The organism is Streptomyces sp. NPDC018045 (genome assembly GCF_044327445.1).
Classification (GTDB): Bacteria; Actinomycetota; Actinomycetes; order Streptomycetales; family Streptomycetaceae; genus Streptomyces.
In genome coordinates this window covers 119,142-134,413 of sequence record NZ_JBIRFL010000003.1, presented here as the reverse complement: position 1 = coordinate 134,413, position 15,272 = coordinate 119,142, and the positions used below count along the sequence as shown (strand labels likewise).

12 protein-coding genes are annotated in these 15,272 nt (G+C 70.6%); 7 read left to right on the top strand and 5 right to left on the bottom strand.

The features are described from left to right. Positions 1-230: 230 nt before the first annotated feature. Positions 231-2,522: a (Fe-S)-binding protein gene (locus ACH4EB_RS08180; protein WP_398346569.1), complete on the bottom strand. Its 2,292-nt coding sequence runs from the start codon at positions 2,520-2,522 to the stop codon at positions 231-233. 348 nt (positions 2,523-2,870) lie between these two features. Between ACH4EB_RS08180 and dnaK the strand changes: the two genes are divergently transcribed. Genes dnaK through ACH4EB_RS08160 form a run of 4 tightly spaced genes read left to right on the top strand, consistent with a single transcriptional unit; the run spans position 2,871 to position 7,059 of the window. After that, entirely contained in the window at positions 2,871-4,739 is a 1,869-nt protein-coding gene (gene dnaK, locus ACH4EB_RS08175; RefSeq protein WP_398346568.1) for a molecular chaperone DnaK, read from the top strand. After that, positions 4,736-5,383: a nucleotide exchange factor GrpE gene (grpE, locus tag ACH4EB_RS08170; RefSeq protein WP_398346567.1), complete on the top strand. Its 648-nt coding sequence runs from the start codon at positions 4,736-4,738 to the stop codon at positions 5,381-5,383. The genes dnaK and grpE overlap by 4 nt, the downstream gene beginning before the upstream one ends. A gap of 42 nt (positions 5,384-5,425) precedes the next feature. After that, positions 5,426-6,601, top strand: a complete 1,176-nt coding sequence (gene dnaJ, locus ACH4EB_RS08165; protein ID WP_398346566.1) for a molecular chaperone DnaJ — start codon at positions 5,426-5,428, stop codon at positions 6,599-6,601. Between the two features lie 5 nt (positions 6,602-6,606). Beyond that, on the top strand, positions 6,607-7,059 hold the full coding sequence (locus ACH4EB_RS08160) for a heat shock protein transcriptional repressor HspR (protein ID WP_398346565.1): 453 nt from the start codon (positions 6,607-6,609) through the stop codon (positions 7,057-7,059). A 60-nt stretch (positions 7,060-7,119) separates the two neighbouring features. On the opposite strand, the gene ACH4EB_RS08155 is transcribed toward ACH4EB_RS08160, so the two are convergent. Further along, entirely contained in the window at positions 7,120-7,524 is a 405-nt protein-coding gene (locus tag ACH4EB_RS08155) for a hypothetical protein (protein ID WP_398346564.1), read from the bottom strand. 111 nt (positions 7,525-7,635) lie between these two features. Further along, positions 7,636-8,040, bottom strand: a complete 405-nt coding sequence (locus ACH4EB_RS08150; protein WP_398346563.1) for a TIGR03618 family F420-dependent PPOX class oxidoreductase — start codon at positions 8,038-8,040, stop codon at positions 7,636-7,638. A 448-nt stretch (positions 8,041-8,488) separates the two neighbouring features. Here ACH4EB_RS08150 and clpB point away from each other — a divergent pair, with 448 nt between their 5' ends. After that, positions 8,489-11,128, top strand: coding sequence for an ATP-dependent chaperone ClpB (gene clpB / locus ACH4EB_RS08145; protein WP_398346562.1), 2,640 nt, complete (start codon positions 8,489-8,491; stop codon positions 11,126-11,128). A 159-nt stretch (positions 11,129-11,287) separates the two neighbouring features. Further along, positions 11,288-11,824: a YbjN domain-containing protein gene (locus ACH4EB_RS08140; RefSeq protein WP_398346561.1), complete on the top strand. Its 537-nt coding sequence runs from the start codon at positions 11,288-11,290 to the stop codon at positions 11,822-11,824. Between the two features lie 79 nt (positions 11,825-11,903). Here ACH4EB_RS08140 and ACH4EB_RS08135 read toward each other — a convergent pair whose 3' ends face one another. Then, positions 11,904-13,121: a hypothetical protein gene (locus tag ACH4EB_RS08135; protein WP_398346560.1), complete on the bottom strand. Its 1,218-nt coding sequence runs from the start codon at positions 13,119-13,121 to the stop codon at positions 11,904-11,906. A gap of 165 nt (positions 13,122-13,286) precedes the next feature. Further along, entirely contained in the window at positions 13,287-14,465 is a 1,179-nt protein-coding gene (locus ACH4EB_RS08130) for a pyridoxal phosphate-dependent aminotransferase (protein ID WP_398346559.1), read from the bottom strand. A 265-nt stretch (positions 14,466-14,730) separates the two neighbouring features. Between ACH4EB_RS08130 and ACH4EB_RS08125 the strand changes: the two genes are divergently transcribed. Beyond that, positions 14,731-15,006, top strand: coding sequence for a hypothetical protein (locus tag ACH4EB_RS08125; RefSeq protein WP_398346558.1), 276 nt, complete (start codon positions 14,731-14,733; stop codon positions 15,004-15,006). Positions 15,007-15,272 lie beyond the last annotated feature (266 nt).

Genomic DNA, 15,272 nt, shown 5'->3' with positions numbered 1-15,272 from the left:
GGTACGTCGGGACGGGGACGGTGCGACGTGAAGACCCCGAAACGACGCGAAGACTCCGGTACGTCGCGACGGCTCCGGTACGTCGCGACGTCCCCGGTGCGACGTCACGTCCCCGGAGCGACGTCACGTACGCGGTACGACGGGCCTCCCCCCAAAAAAATCCACGGCCGGCCCCGCGGAAGCGGAGCGGCCGTGGGCCGAGCGGAAAGGACCGAGCGGAAAGGAGCCGGCTACTTCACCGGCTCGGGCTCCGGGGCGTCCGTGGGGGCTTCCTCGCCCGCCGGGTCGACCGGGGTCCTGACGGAGTCCAGCAGGAGCTGGGCCACGTCGACGACCTGGACGGACTCCTTGGCCTGGCCGTCGTTCTTCTTGCCGTTGACCGAGTCGGTCAGCATGACCAGGCAGAACGGGCAGGCGGTGGAGACGATGTCCGGGTTCAGGGACAGGGCCTCGTCGACGCGCTCGTTGTTGATGCGCTTGCCGATCCGCTCCTCCATCCACATGCGCGCGCCGCCCGCGCCGCAGCAGAAGCCGCGCTCCTTGTGGCGGTGCATCTCCTCGTTGCGCAGGCCCGGCACCTTGGCGATGATCTCGCGCGGCGGCGTGTAGACCTTGTTGTGGCGGCCCAGGTAGCAGGGGTCGTGGTAGGTGATCAGGCCCTCGACCGGGGTGACGGGGATCAGCTTGCCCTCGTCGACCAGGTGCTGGAGCAACTGGGTGTGGTGGATGACCTCGTACTCGCCGCCGAGCTGCGGGTACTCGTTCGCGATCGTGTTGAAGCAGTGCGGGCAGGTGGCGACGATCTTCTTCGCCGACTTCGGCTTCTTCGTCGCCGGGTCCTCGTCGTCCTCACCGAAGGCCGCGTTGAGCGAGGCGACGTTCTCCGCGCCCAACTGCTGGAACAGGAACTCGTTGCCCAGCCGGCGCGGGGAGTCGCCGGTGCACTTCTCGTCGCCGCCCATGATCGCGAACTTCACGCCCGCGATGTGCAGCAGCTCGGCGAACGCCTTGGTGGTCTTCTTGGCGCGGTCCTCCAGGGCGCCCGCGCAGCCGACCCAGTACAGGTAGTCGACCTCGGTGAGGTCCTCGACGTCCTTGCCGACGACCGGGACCTCGAAGTCGACCTCCTTGGTCCAGGCCAGGCGCTGCTTCTTGGCCAGGCCCCAGGGGTTGCCCTTCTTCTCCAGATTCTTCAGCATCGTGCCGGCCTCGCTGGGGAAGCTCGACTCGATCATGACCTGATAGCGGCGCATGTCGACGATGTGGTCGATGTGCTCGATGTCCACCGGGCACTGCTCGACACAGGCGCCGCAGGTGGTGCAGGACCACAGGACGTCCGGATCGATGACGCCGCCCATGGCGGAGCCGCCGTCGGCCCCGGCCTCCAGGGCGCCGATCAGCGGGCGCTCGGCCTCGGCGAGCGCCGCCGCGGGCACGTCCTTGAGCTGGAAGGCACTCGCCTTCTCGGCGCCTTCCTCGTCCTTGCCGCCGCCGGCGAGCAGGTACGGGGCCTTGGCGTGCGCGTGGTCGCGCAGCGCCATGATCAGCAGCTTCGGCGACAGCGGCTTGCCGGTGTTCCAGGCGGGGCACTGCGACTGGCAGCGGCCGCACTCGGTGCAGGTGGAGAAGTCGAGCAGACCCTTCCAGGAGAAGTGCTCGATCTGGGAGACGCCGAACTGGTCGTCCTCGCCCGGGTCCTCGAAGTCGATCGGCTTGCCCGCGCTGGTCATCGGCTGGAGCGCGCCGAGCGCCACGTCGCCGCTGGACTCCCGCTTGAACCAGATGTTCGGGAAGGCCAGGAAGCGGTGCCAGGCCACGCCCATGTCGGTCTTCAGGGCGACCGTGATCATCCAGATGAAGGACGTCGCGATCTTCAGGCCGGCGAAGAAGTAGGTGAGGTTCTGGAGCGTCGAGACGTCCATGCCCTCCAGCCACGAGACCACGGGGTACGAGATGAAGAACGAGGCCTCGTAGCCGTCCACGTGATGCTGGGCGCCCTCCAGCGCGTGCAGCATGAAGATGCAGACGCCGACGATCAGGATGACGGCCTCGACGAAGTACGCCTGCCCGGTGTTGGAGCCGGCGAAGCGGGACTTGCGGCCCGCACCGCCCGGCCTGCTGAGCTGGCGGATGCCGATCAGGACCAGGATGCCGAGCACCGTCATGGTGCCGATGAACTCGACGAAGACGTTGTACGGCGCCCACTCGCCGATGACGGGCAGCAGCCAGTCGGCCTTGAAGAGCTGGCCGATGGCGTTGACGATCGTCAGCAGCAGCGAGAAGAAGCCCACCGCGACGAACCAGTGCGCCGCGCCGACGATGCCCCACTTGTTCATGCGCGTGTGGCCGAGGAACTCCTTGACCACGGTGACGGTGCGTCGCAGGGGGTCGTCGGTCCGGAGGCCGGCGGGTACGGGCTGGCCCAGCCGCATGAAGCGGAAGATCTGCACAATTGCGCGGCCGAACAGTGCGACGCCGACCGCGATAAGGACCAGCGACACGATGATCGCGGCGAGTTGCATGGGTGGCTCCTCGGGCCTGCGGGTGCGGGGGTTACGGGGAATACTTGAGGGGCTGCGCGTACGAACGAGGGGTACGCGGAGTCCGCGGTACAAGGACTACAGCGATTACTAAGCAGTAACTTTTTGGGTCTGCGCTGAGGTTACCCAGTATCCCGAGCGCCATGAAGCCGCCCGGCCGGTGATCTGTGTCGCGCAGGCAACCCTTCCCGCCCCGGGCCGCGTCCCCCGAAGGGGGAGTGACGGTAAGCCCGACATAAAAGTTGAGTGGTGCCGACTCAGGTCAATTGACAGGCTGGCGATGGTGCTGCACGCTTGAGCCTGTTCCACTCAAGTCATGGAGGAATCGAAATGGCACGTGCGGTCGGCATCGACCTGGGCACGACGAACTCCGTCGTCAGTGTTCTCGAAGGCGGTGAGCCCACCGTCATCACCAACGCCGAGGGCGCCAGGACCACGCCGTCCGTCGTCGCCTTCGCGAAGAACGGCGAGGTGCTGGTCGGCGAGGTCGCCAAGCGGCAGGCGGTCACCAACGTCGACAGGACGATCCGTTCGGTCAAGCGCCACATGGGCACTGACTGGAAGGTCAACCTGGACGGCAAGGACTTCAACCCGCAGCAGATGAGCGCCTTCATCCTGCAGAAGCTGAAGCGCGACGCGGAGTCCTACCTCGGCGAGAAGGTCACGGACGCGGTCATCACCGTCCCGGCCTACTTCAACGACTCCGAGCGGCAGGCCACCAAGGAGGCCGGCGAGATCGCGGGTCTGAACGTCCTGCGCATCGTCAACGAGCCCACCGCCGCGGCCCTGGCCTACGGCCTGGAGAAGGACGACCAGACCATCCTGGTCTTCGACCTCGGTGGCGGTACCTTCGACGTCTCGCTGCTGGAGATCGGCGACGGTGTCGTCGAGGTCAAGGCCACCAACGGCGACAACCACCTCGGTGGTGACGACTGGGACCAGCGCGTCGTCGACTACCTGGTCAAGCAGTTCCAGAACGGCCACGGCGTCGACCTCTCCAAGGACAAGATGGCGCTCCAGCGCCTGCGTGAGGCCGCGGAGAAGGCGAAGATCGAGCTGTCGTCGTCCACCGAGACGACGATCAACCTGCCCTACATCACGGCTTCCGCCGAGGGCCCGCTGCACCTGGACGAGAAGCTCACCCGGGCGCAGTTCCAGCAGCTCACCCAGGACCTCCTGGAGCGCTGCAAGACCCCGTTCCACAACGTCATCAAGGACGCCGGCATCGAGCTGTCCGAGATCGACCACGTGGTCCTGGTCGGCGGCTCGACCCGTATGCCGGCCGTCGCCGAGCTGGTCAAGGAGCTGACCGGCGGCAAGGACGCCAACAAGGGCGTCAACCCGGACGAGGTCGTCGCCATCGGCGCGTCGCTCCAGGCCGGTGTCCTCAAGGGTGAGGTCAAGGACGTCCTCCTGCTGGACGTCACCCCGCTGTCCCTCGGTATCGAGACCAAGGGCGGCATCATGACCAAGCTCATCGAGCGGAACACGACGATCCCGACCAAGCGCTCGGAGATCTTCACCACCGCCGAGGACAACCAGCCCTCCGTGCAGATCCAGGTCTACCAGGGCGAGCGCGAGATCGCGGCGTACAACAAGAAGCTCGGCATGTTCGAGCTGACCGGTCTGCCCCCGGCCCCGCGCGGCGTGCCGCAGATCGAGGTCACCTTCGACATCGACGCGAACGGCATCATGCACGTCGCGGCGAAGGACCTCGGCACCGGCAAGGAGCAGAAGATGACCGTCACCGGCGGCTCCTCGCTGCCGAAGGACGAGGTCGACCGGATGCGCCAGGAGGCCGAGCAGTACGCGGACGAGGACCACCGCCGCCGCGAGGCCGCCGAGTCCCGCAACCAGGGCGAGCAGCTCGTCTACCAGACGGAGAAGTTCCTCAAGGACAACGAGGAGAAGGTCCCCGCCGAGGTGAAGACCGAGGTCGAGACCGCCGTCGGCGAGCTGAAGGAGAAGCTCAAGGGCGAGGACACGGCCGAGATCCGCACCGCGACCGAGAAGGTCGCCGCGGTGAGCCAGAAGCTGGGCCAGGCCATGTACGCCGACGCGCAGGCCGCCGGTGCGGCCGCGGGTGGTGCCGAGGGCGCCGCCGGTGCCGAGGGTGGCCAGCAGGCCAAGGCCGAGGACGATGTCGTCGACGCCGAGATCGTCGACGACGAGAAGCCGAAGAAGGACGGTGCCGCGTGACGGAGGAGACTCCGGGCTTCGAGGAGAAGCCCGACGTCCCCGCCGAAGCCGCACAGACCCCTGATGACGCGGCGCAGGCCGAGTCCGCCGACACGGCGGGCTCGGCCCCGGCCGGGGATGCGAACCAGGACGTAGCTCTGACGGCGCAGTTGGATCAGGTGCGCACCGCGCTCGGCGAGCGCACCGCGGACCTCCAGCGGCTCCAGGCGGAGTACCAGAACTACCGTCGCCGGGTGGAGCGGGACCGGGTGTCGGTGAAGGAGATCGCCGCGGCGAATCTGCTCACCGAGCTGCTGCCCGTGCTCGACGACATCGGCCGGGCCCGGGAGCACGGCGAGCTGGTCGGCGGCTTCAAGTCGGTGGCCGAGTCGCTGGAGACGGTGGCCGCGAAGCTGGGCCTCCAGCAGTTCGGCAAGGAGGGCGAGCCCTTCGACCCGACGATCCACGAGGCCCTGATGCACTCGTACGCTCCGGATGTCACGGAGACCACGTGCGTCGCCATCCTCCAGCCCGGGTATCGCATCGGTGAACGAACGATCCGCCCCGCGCGGGTCGCGGTCGCCGAACCGCAGCCCGGCAAGGCCGCCTCGGAGGACGACGCGAAGGCTTCGGACGAGGAGAGCGGTGGCCCGGAGGAGGGCTGACGCGGCGGCGCGGGAAGCAGTTCGGGAGGAGGGACGTCGGGGATGAACACCAAGGACTTCGTGGAGAAGGACTACTACAAGGTCCTCGGCGTCCCGAAGGACGCCACCGAGGCGGAGATCAAGAAGGCGTACCGCAAGCTGGCCCGGGAGTTCCACCCGGACGCCAACAAGGGGGACGCCAAGGCCGAGGAGCGTTTCAAGGAGATCTCCGAGGCCAACGACATCCTCGGTGACCCCAAGCGCCGCAAGGAGTACGACGAGGCGCGGGCGCTGTTCGGCAACGGCGGCTTCCGCGCCGGCCCCGGTGGCGCCGGTGGCGGATCGTTCAACTTCGACCTGGGCGACCTCTTCGGAGGCGGCGCGCAGGGCGGCACGGCGGGCGGCGGCTTCGGCGGCGGGCTCGGTGACGTCTTCGGCGGCCTGTTCAACCGTGGTGGCGGCACGCGTACGCAGCCGCGCCGCGGTCAGGACATCGAGTCCGAGGTGACGCTCAGCTTCACCGAGGCGGCGGACGGGGCCACGGTCCCGCTGCGGATGTCCAGCCAGGCGCCCTGCAAGACGTGCTCCGGCACCGGCGACAAGAACGGCACGCCGCGCGTGTGCCCGACCTGTGTCGGCACCGGTCAGGTCAGCCGCGGCGGTGGTGGCGGTTTCTCGCTCACCGACCCGTGCGTGGACTGCAAGGGCCGCGGCCTGATCGCGGAGAACCCGTGCGATGTCTGCAAGGGCAGCGGCCGGGCGACCAGTTCGCGCACGATGCAGGTGCGCATCCCGGCGGGTGTCTCCGACGGGCAGCGCATCCGGCTGCGCGGCAAGGGCACCCCGGGCGAGCGCGGCGGGCCGAACGGCGATCTGTACGTCGTCGTGCACGTCGAGGCCCACCCGGTCTTCGGGCGCAAGGGTGACAACCTGACCGTCACCGTCCCGGTCACCTTCCCGGAGGCGGCGCTGGGCGGCGAGGTGCGGGTGCCGACCCTCGGCGGCCCGCCGGTGACGCTCAAGCTCCCGGCCGGGACGCCCAACGGACGTACGATGCGCGTGCGCGGCAAGGGCGCGTCGCGCAAGGACGGCACCCGCGGCGACCTGCTGGTCACCGTCGAGGTGAGCGTCCCCAAGGATCTCGGCGACGCCGCACGGGAGTCGTTGGAGTCCTACCGCGAGGCGACCGCGGGCGAGGACCCGCGGGCGGAGCTGTTCCAGGCCGCGAAGGGAGCTTGAGTCGGATGGATGGCCGGGGCGGGCGTCGGAACCCGTACGAACTGACCGAAGAGTCGCCGGTGTACGTCATTTCCGTCGCGGCTCAGCTCTCGGGTCTGCATCCGCAGACCCTGCGTCAGTACGACCGCCTGGGGCTGGTCTCGCCCGACCGTACGGCGGGGCGCGGCCGGCGCTATTCGGCCCGGGACATCGATCTGCTCCGGGAAGTGCAGCGGTTGTCGCAGGACGAGGGCATCAACCTCGCCGGCATCAAGCGCATCATCGAACTGGAGAATCAGGTCGCGGCCCTGCGCCAGCGGGTCGCCGAGCTGCAGCACGCGGTCGAGGGCGCGGCCGCCGCCATCCAGCAGCGGGAGGCGGCCGTGCACGCCTCGTACCGCCGCGACCTGGTCCCGTATCAGGACGTGCAGCAGGCCGGTGCGCTGGTCGTGTGGCGTCCGAAGAAGCGGTCCGAGTAGGCCGCCATCGTCTGCTGGCAGGGGCCGGGGTGCACACGCACCCCGGCCCCTGCCGCTCGTTCAGCAGCCGTTGTAGCCGGCCGTCGGCATGGACAGGCGGCGGTGCACATGGGACTTCATGGTGGACGTGTAGACCGGCTCGTCGTAGTCGGCGATCTCCAGCCGGACGCCGGCGGCGGCGCACCGGACGGTGAAGTCGTCGGCCGAGGCGATCGCGCTCTCCAGGGCACGGCGGCCGGGGGCGACGAACACGTCGACCAGGCCGGCCGCCACGTCCTGCCACAGCGCGGTGTGGTCGGCGCGGAGCCGGTGCACGCTCAGCCGGCAGGTCAGGTCGTAGTCGCGGGCCTGCGCCCACTGCGTACACATCGCGTGCTGGCTGTGGTCGTCCACCAGGAACGGGTCGTCGTCCAGCCCCGACAGCGGCATGAGGCAGGCGATCGCCGTCACTCGGACCGAGTTCATCGTGCCCCCCGGGACGTGGCGGGTGTGGGGGTGACGATACCGCCGCGCGACCGGCGCGGCGCAGGGGCGGTGCCGGGCGGCGAGGCGTATCCGCACGCATGGCCCCCGTGGTTACGCCCGGCCCAGCGCCTTGGTGACGGTGATCTCGATCATCACCCGGTCCGGCTTGGGGGTCGGAGTGCGGCCGTACCGCTCGGCGTAGCGCCGTACCGCGTCCGCCACCACGTCCGCGTCCGTACGGATCCGGGCGACGCCCTCCAGGGTGGCCCACCGCCTGCCCTGCATCTGGCACACCGCGACCCGGGCGCCGTCCGGGCCGCCCGCGAGGACATGGCCGACCTTGCTGCTGTCCTTACGGGTGATCACCCGGGCGATGCGCTGGTTCGCGTCGAAGGTGACACCGACCGGGACGACGTGCGGCGTGCCGTCGGGGCGCAGGGTGGTCAGCGTGCACAGGAGGTGCTCGCTCCAGAAGGCGAGGTACTCGGGGCTGAGGTCGTCCAGGTCGTGGGCCATGACCGGAAGAGTAATTGGGGAACCTGTGGGGATGCCGTGCGGAGGGACCGCGAAGGGCCGGCGAAGGTGGCGTGGAGGAGGCGTGAAGACGCCATGGAACCGCCATCCGCCCTGATGAAACGCGCAGAACGGCGGGCGGTCCCGCCACGGCGGCGGACGGCCCGGACCGGGACGACGGAGGCAGGTCGGGCGGGATCGGCCGGGCCGCGGCGGCGGCCGTACGCCGGTCCGGAGCGTACCCGCGCGGCGGCCGGCCGGCGCCGCGGCGGCGAGGCCCGGGCATGGACCGTGCCACCCGGTGCACCCGTAGGAGGGCCGGAAGACGCCGTGGAGTCCCCGGAACGGCCTTGAGTGGAATAGACTCAACTTATCGGACGTTGAGCTGAGCAGGTTCCACTGCCGGACCACGGCACCGATCACACACCCGAGCCCAAGGAGGAGCGCGCGAGTGGACGCCGAGCTGACCAACAAGAGCCGCGAGGCGCTGAGCGCCGCCAACGAGCGGGCGGTGACCGCGGGACACGCGGACATGACCCCCGCGCATCTGCTGCTCGCCCTCCTCGCCGGCGGGGACAACGAGAACATCACCGACCTGCTGGCCGCCGTCGGGGCGGACGCCGCCGCGCTGCGCTCCGGCGCCGAGCGCCAGCTCGCCGGACAGCCCAGCGTGCAGGGTTCCACGGTCGCGCCGCCGCAGCCCGACCGCGACACGCTGGCCGTCATCGCCGACGCGGCGCAGCGCGCCAAGGAGCTGGGCGACGAGTTCATCTCCACCGAGCACCTGCTCATCGGCATCGCCGCGAAGGGCGGCCGCGCCGGCGAACTGCTGACGGAGCAGGGCGCCACGGCCAAGAAGCTGCTGAGCGCCTTCGAGGACAGCCGCGGCGGCCGCCGGGTGACCACCCCGGACCCGGAGGGCACGTACAAGGCGCTGGAGAAGTTCGGTACGGACTTCACGGCGGCCGCGCGCGAGGGCCGACTGGACCCGGTCATCGGCCGTGACCAGGAGATCCGCCGTGTGGTGCAGGTCCTCTCACGGCGTACGAAGAACAACCCGGTGCTCATCGGCGAGCCCGGCGTCGGCAAGACCGCGGTCGTCGAGGGGCTGGCGCAGCGGATAGTGAAGGGCGACGTCCCCGAGTCGCTGCGCGACAAGCGGCTGGTGGCCCTGGACCTGGGCGCGATGGTCGCGGGCGCGAAGTACCGCGGCGAGTTCGAGGAGCGGCTCAAGACCGTCCTGGCGGAGATCAAGTCCAGCGACGGCCAGATCATCACGTTCATCGACGAGCTGCACACGGTCGTCGGCACCGGCGCCGGCGGCGACTCCGCCATGGACGCGGGCAACATGCTCAAGCCGATGCTGGCCCGCGGCGAGCTGCGCATGGTCGGCGCCACGACCCTGGACGAGTACCGCGAGCGCATCGAGAAGGACCCGGCGCTGGAGCGCCGCTTCCAGCAGGTGCTGGTCGCCGAGCCGACCGTCGAGGACACGGTCGCGATCCTGCGCGGGCTCAAGGGCCGCTACGAGGCGCACCACAAGGTGCAGATCGCCGACTCCGCGCTGGTCGCCGCCGCCACCCTCTCCGACCGCTACATCACCTCCCGCTTCCTGCCGGACAAGGCCATCGACCTGGTCGACGAGGCGGCCTCCCGCCTCCGTATGGAGATCGACTCCTCGCCCGTGGAGATCGACGAACTCCAGCGCTCCGTCGACCGGCTGCGCATGGAGGAGCTGGCGCTCAAGAACGAGACCGACGCCGGCTCCGTGCAGCGCCTGGAGAAGCTGCGCAAGGACCTCGCCGACAAGGAGGAGGAGCTGCGCGGCCTGACCGCCCGCTGGGAGAAGGAGAAGCAGGGCCTCAACCGCCTCGGTGAGCTGAAGGAGAAGCTGGACGAGCTGCGCGGCCAGGCCGAGCGCGCCCAGCGCGACGGCGACTTCGACACCGCCTCCAAGCTGTTGTACGGGGAGATCCCGGGCCTGGAGCGGGAACTGGAGGAGGCCGCCGCGGCCGAGGCCGAGCAGGAGGCGTCCCAGGACACCAAGTCCTCCATGGTCAAGGAGGAGGTCGGCCCGGACGACATCGCGGACGTGGTCGGCTCCTGGACCGGCATCCCGGCCGGGCGCCTGCTGGAGGGCGAGACGCAGAAGCTGCTGCGTATGGAGGACGAGCTGGGCAAGCGGCTGATCGGCCAGACCGAGGCCGTCCGGGCGGTCTCGGACGCGGTGCGCCGCACCCGCGCCGGCATCGCCGACCCGGACCGTCCCACCGGCTCGTTCCTCTTCCTCGGCCCGACCGGCGTCGGCAAGACCGAACTGGCCAAGGCGCTCGCCGACTTCCTCTTCGACGACGAGCGGGCAATGGTCCGCATCGACATGAGCGAGTACGGCGAGAAGCACAGCGTGGCCCGGCTGGTCGGCGCCCCGCCCGGCTACGTCGGTTACGAGGAGGGCGGCCAGCTCACCGAGGCGGTCCGCCGCCGCCCGTACTCGGTCGTCCTGCTGGATGAGGTGGAGAAGGCCCACCACGAGGTCTTCGACGTGCTGCTCCAGGTCCTCGACGACGGCCGGCTCACCGACGGCCAGGGCCGCACGGTGGACTTCCGCAACACGATCCTGATCCTGACCTCCAACCTGGGCTCCACCTTCCTGATGGACCCGCTGCTGAAGGAGGACCAAAAGCGGGAGAAGGTCCTGGAGACGGTACGGGCGTCGTTCCGGCCCGAGTTCCTCAACCGGCTGGACGACCTGGTGGTCTTCCACCCGCTCGGCACCGACCAGCTCCAGCGGATCGCGGGCATCCAGCTCGACCACCTCCAGCGCCGGCTCGCCGACCGCAGGCTGACGCTGGACGTCACCGACCGCGCCCTGACCTGGCTGGCCTGGCTCGGCCAGGAACCGGCCGCCGACCGGTCGCAGTCCGCGCCGGACCTGTCCTACGGGGCGCGCCCGCTGCGCCGCCTGGTCCAGACGGCCATCGGCGACCAGCTCGCCAAGGCGATCCTGGGGGGCGAGGTGCTGGACGGCGACACGGTACGGGTGGATGTGGCCGAGGACGGCAGGTCGCTGGTGGTCGGTCCCGTACGGTGAGCCGCACCGGACCGCCGGCCTCCGGACCGTCGCACGAGGTGTCCCGCCGCCGTCCTGCCCGTCGGCTTTTTGGCCCACAGCGGAGAGACGGCGGCGGGCTTGCCATGACGGGGCCGGGATGGGGGAGGATGGCGGGGACCATACGAAGGGAATTCCACGGTGAGCATCGACCCGTCCTCGATCCCGAATTTCGGGGGCCAGCCCGAACCGCAGCCGTCGGGGCCTGATGGTCCCGTCCTGCCCGACCAGGAACTGGTCAAGCAGCTCCTCGACCAGATGGAGCTGAAGTACGTAGTCGACGACGAGGGTGACCTCGCCGCCCCGTGGGAGCAGTTCCGCACGTACTTCATGTTCCGCGGCGAGGAGGAGCAGCAGATCTTCTCCGTCCGCACGTTCTACGACCGCCCGCACGGCATCGACGACAAGCCGAAGCTGCTGGAGGCGCTCGACGACTGGAACCGCCGGACGCTGTGGCCCAAGGCCTACACCCACACCCATGACGACGGTACGGTCCGGCTGATCGGCGAGGCGTCGATGCTGATCGGCACCGGCGTCGCTCTGGAGCACTTCGTGTCCAGCACGGTGAGCTGGGTCCGCGCGTCGATCGAGTTCGACAAGTGGATCGTCGAGCAGCTCGGCCTGGAGGCCGACATCGAGGGTGAAGACGACGAGAAGCCGGGTGACGCGGAGGCGTGAGCCTTCCCGTGACCACGGGTCTCGCGGGCCCCGGAGCGATGTGCTCCGGGGCCCGTGGTCGTCTTGGGGCGGCCGCGGCTCACAGCGGCAGCGGCGCCATGGCCAGCAGATACACGCCGTACCCGAGGGAGAGCACGGCCAGCGAGCCGGTCGCCAGGACCACCGAGCGTGGCCGGGCGCGGGCCAGCGCGACCGCCACCGGTACGAGCAGCGGGAAGGCCGGCAGCAGGAACCGCGGCTTGGAGGGGAAGTAGCCGGTGCCGCCCAGCGCCACGGCCACCAGGACCGCGGTGTAGACGAGCAGCGGCAGGGGCGGCCGGTCCAGCACCAGCAGGACCAGGAGCAGGACCGCCACGGCGACGACCGCGGCGGCCATGTGCTGCGCCAGCGGCTCGTTGTGCAGGAACAGCCGCTTCACGGACCGCAGGGTGTCCCGGCCGAAGTCGAAACGCGAGCCCCAGACCTCCTGTACCCGGAAGTAGCCGCGCGGTCCGGCGCCGGTGCGCGCCCCCACCCACAGGACGTAACCGAGCCATCCGGCGGGGGCGATCAGGGCCGCGGCCCAGTAGGGCCAGCGGGGGCGCCGGGGACGGGGCCCGGGGCCGCCCCGGTCGCGCCCGCGCCACCAGGTCCGTGCGGCTGCCGCCGCCATGACCGCCGCGGCGACCGCGAGGCCGTTCGGCCGGGCCAGACCGGCCGCCACCGCCAGGCCGCCGGCCCACAGCGGGCGGTCGGTGAGCAGCGCGTACAGTGCCCACGCGGCCAGCGCGGTGAGCAGCGGTTCCGTATAGCTCAGCGACTCGATGACGGCGTGCGGCAGCAGGGCCCACAGCACCACCAGGAAGGTGCCGGCGCGCCGTCCGTACAGATGTGCGCCGACCGCGAAGATGCCCCAGGCGGCCACGGCGGCGGCCGTCCAGGCGAGCAGCAGCCCGGCGTTGAGCGCGCCGATCGGCACGGCGGCGGACACGGCGCGGATCAGCCCGGGGTACAGGGGGAAGAAGGCCAGGTCGGCGAGGGGGTCGGGCGGCCACATGTGGTGGGGCGTCGGGGAGCCGTACCCGTACCGGGCCACACTCAGGTACCAGTTGGAGTCCCAGGTGGCGCCGAGCAGCGTGCGGGGGTGGCGGCCCGTGTGCCACGCCCAGAGCGCCGTGCACAGCACCCCCGCGCAGCGGATGGCCGCGAACAGCGCGAGGGCGGGTGCCGCGCGGCGCAGGGCGGCCCGGACGTGGACGCGTACGGATCCTGGCCGTACCGCCGCGGCGGCTGTGGTGTCGACGGTCTCGGCGGACACGAAACACCTCCGGTACGGCGCGCGGCGGCCACACGCCGCGCTCTCGGCGGCCCGGCGCACCCCGACACCACGACTCTCGGCGCCGCCCGCCCGCCTCGCGACCCCTGTGGCCCGGCTGTAGGCCGACCGGGTGGTGCACAGGGGCGCGGGGCCCGGGCCGCCCGGTCAGAGGCCACGGAGGCGGTCGACCGCCTCCTGGAGGACCTTTTCCTGCTTGCAGAAGGCGAAGCGCACGTATGGGGCGCCCTGGTCCTGGTGGTCGTAGAAGACGGCGTTGGGGATGGCCACGACGCCGGCGCGCTCCGGGAGGGCGCGGCAGAAGGCGAAACCGTCCTTCTCGCCGAGGGGGCGGATGTCGGTGGTGACGAAGTATGTGCCGGACGGGCGGAAGACCCGGAATCCGGCGGCGGCGAGGCCGTCGGCCAGCAGGTCGCGCTTGGTCCGCAGTTCGTCCCGCAGACCGGTGAAGTAGCTGTCGGGCAGGGCCAGCGCCTCGGCGACCGCGTACTGGAACGGTCCGGCGGAGACGTACGTGAGGAACTGCTTGGCGGAGCGGACGGCACCGGTCAGCTCCGGGCTCGCGGTCACCCAGCCGACCTTCCAGCCGGTGAAGGAGAAGGTCTTGCCGGCCGAGCCGATGGTGACGGTGCGCTCGCGCATGCCCGGCAGGGACGCCAGCGGGATGTGCTCGCCCTCGTAGACGAGGTGCTCGTACACCTCGTCGGTGATGACCAGCAGGTCGCGTTCGCAGGCGAGGCGGGCGATCTCGGTGAGTTCGGCGCGGTCGAGGACGGTGCCGGTGGGGTTGTGGGGGGTGTTGAGGAGGATGAGGCGGGTGCGGTCGGTGATGGCGTCGCGCAGCTCGTCGAGGTCGAGGGTGTACGTGCCGTCCTCGGCGGACGGGCGCAGCGTCACCGGGACGCGGGTGCCGCCCGCCATCGCGATGCAGGCCGCGTAGGAGTCGTAGTACGGCTCCAGCGCGATCACTTCGTCGCCGGGCTCCAGGAGGGCGAGCAGCGAGGCGGCGATGGCCTCGGTGGCGCCCGCGGTGACCAGGACCTCGGTGTCGGGGTCGTACGCGACGCCGAGGTGGCCGTAGAAGCGGTGCTGGTGCGCGGCGACGGCGGCGCGCAGTTCGGGGATGCCGGGGCCCGGCGGGTACTGGTTGCCGCGGCCGTCGCGCAGCGCGCGGACCGCCGCCTCCCTGACCTCCTCCGGCCCGTCGGTGTCGGGGAAGCCCTGTCCCAGGTTGATCGATCCGGTGCGTACGGCGAGGGCGGACATCTCGGCGAAGATCGTCGTACCGAACTCGGCGAGGCGGCGGTTGAGCAGCGGTCGTGACATGCCCGCCATCCTCCGCCGAACCTCTGGACTTCCTCAACTGTGCTTTGCGGCCGCCGGGGCCCGGGCATGAGCCCCGCACCGATGCCACGCACGGAACCGGCCGGCCCGAAAGGGGACGCCGGATCCGGAGTGGATCAGCGCGGACCGGAGAGGGATCCAGGGACACAAACGGTCAGTACGACAGCGCTTCGGCCGGGCCGGGGGACCCGGCGGCGGGCGGAGCGGGTGCCTCGCTTCGGGGGACGGAAAGGAGTGTGGGGCAGTGATGGGTTTTGTGGTCTTTCTCGTGATCTGTGTGGTGGTCGCGACCCTGGTGGCCACGGCGGCGCGGAGCCGCGACGGGGGCGGCTGCCACAGCCTCGGCAAGCGCCGGCGGGACGGCGCCGGCTGGTGGGTGGCCGGTGACCCGGGCGTGGGCGGCGGACACCACCACCACGGCAACTCCTGCGGCGGCTCGCTCTCCTGCGGCGGCGGTGGCGGCGGGCACCACTCGTCCTCGTCCTGCGGCGGCGGTGGCGGCTGCGGCGGAGGCAGCTCCTGAAAGGTGCGGGGTTTCGTTCGCGGGGCGGCCACGGCAGCGTTGCTGCCCCGTACACATGCAGGCGGCCCATACCGGCCCGCATATGCGTTCAGCAGGGTCAACGCCCGCTGAGGGGTGGGTTGTTGAACAACTGAACTGAGTGGCCCTCTGGGGGATGGAAACCCGGCGAAGATGGGTAAAAACGCTGTGGGCCCCGCTCGTTTCATGATTCCCTCTCCCTAGAGAATCCCAGTTCTCGGACCCCACGTGGGCACGAGCCGGCAGAC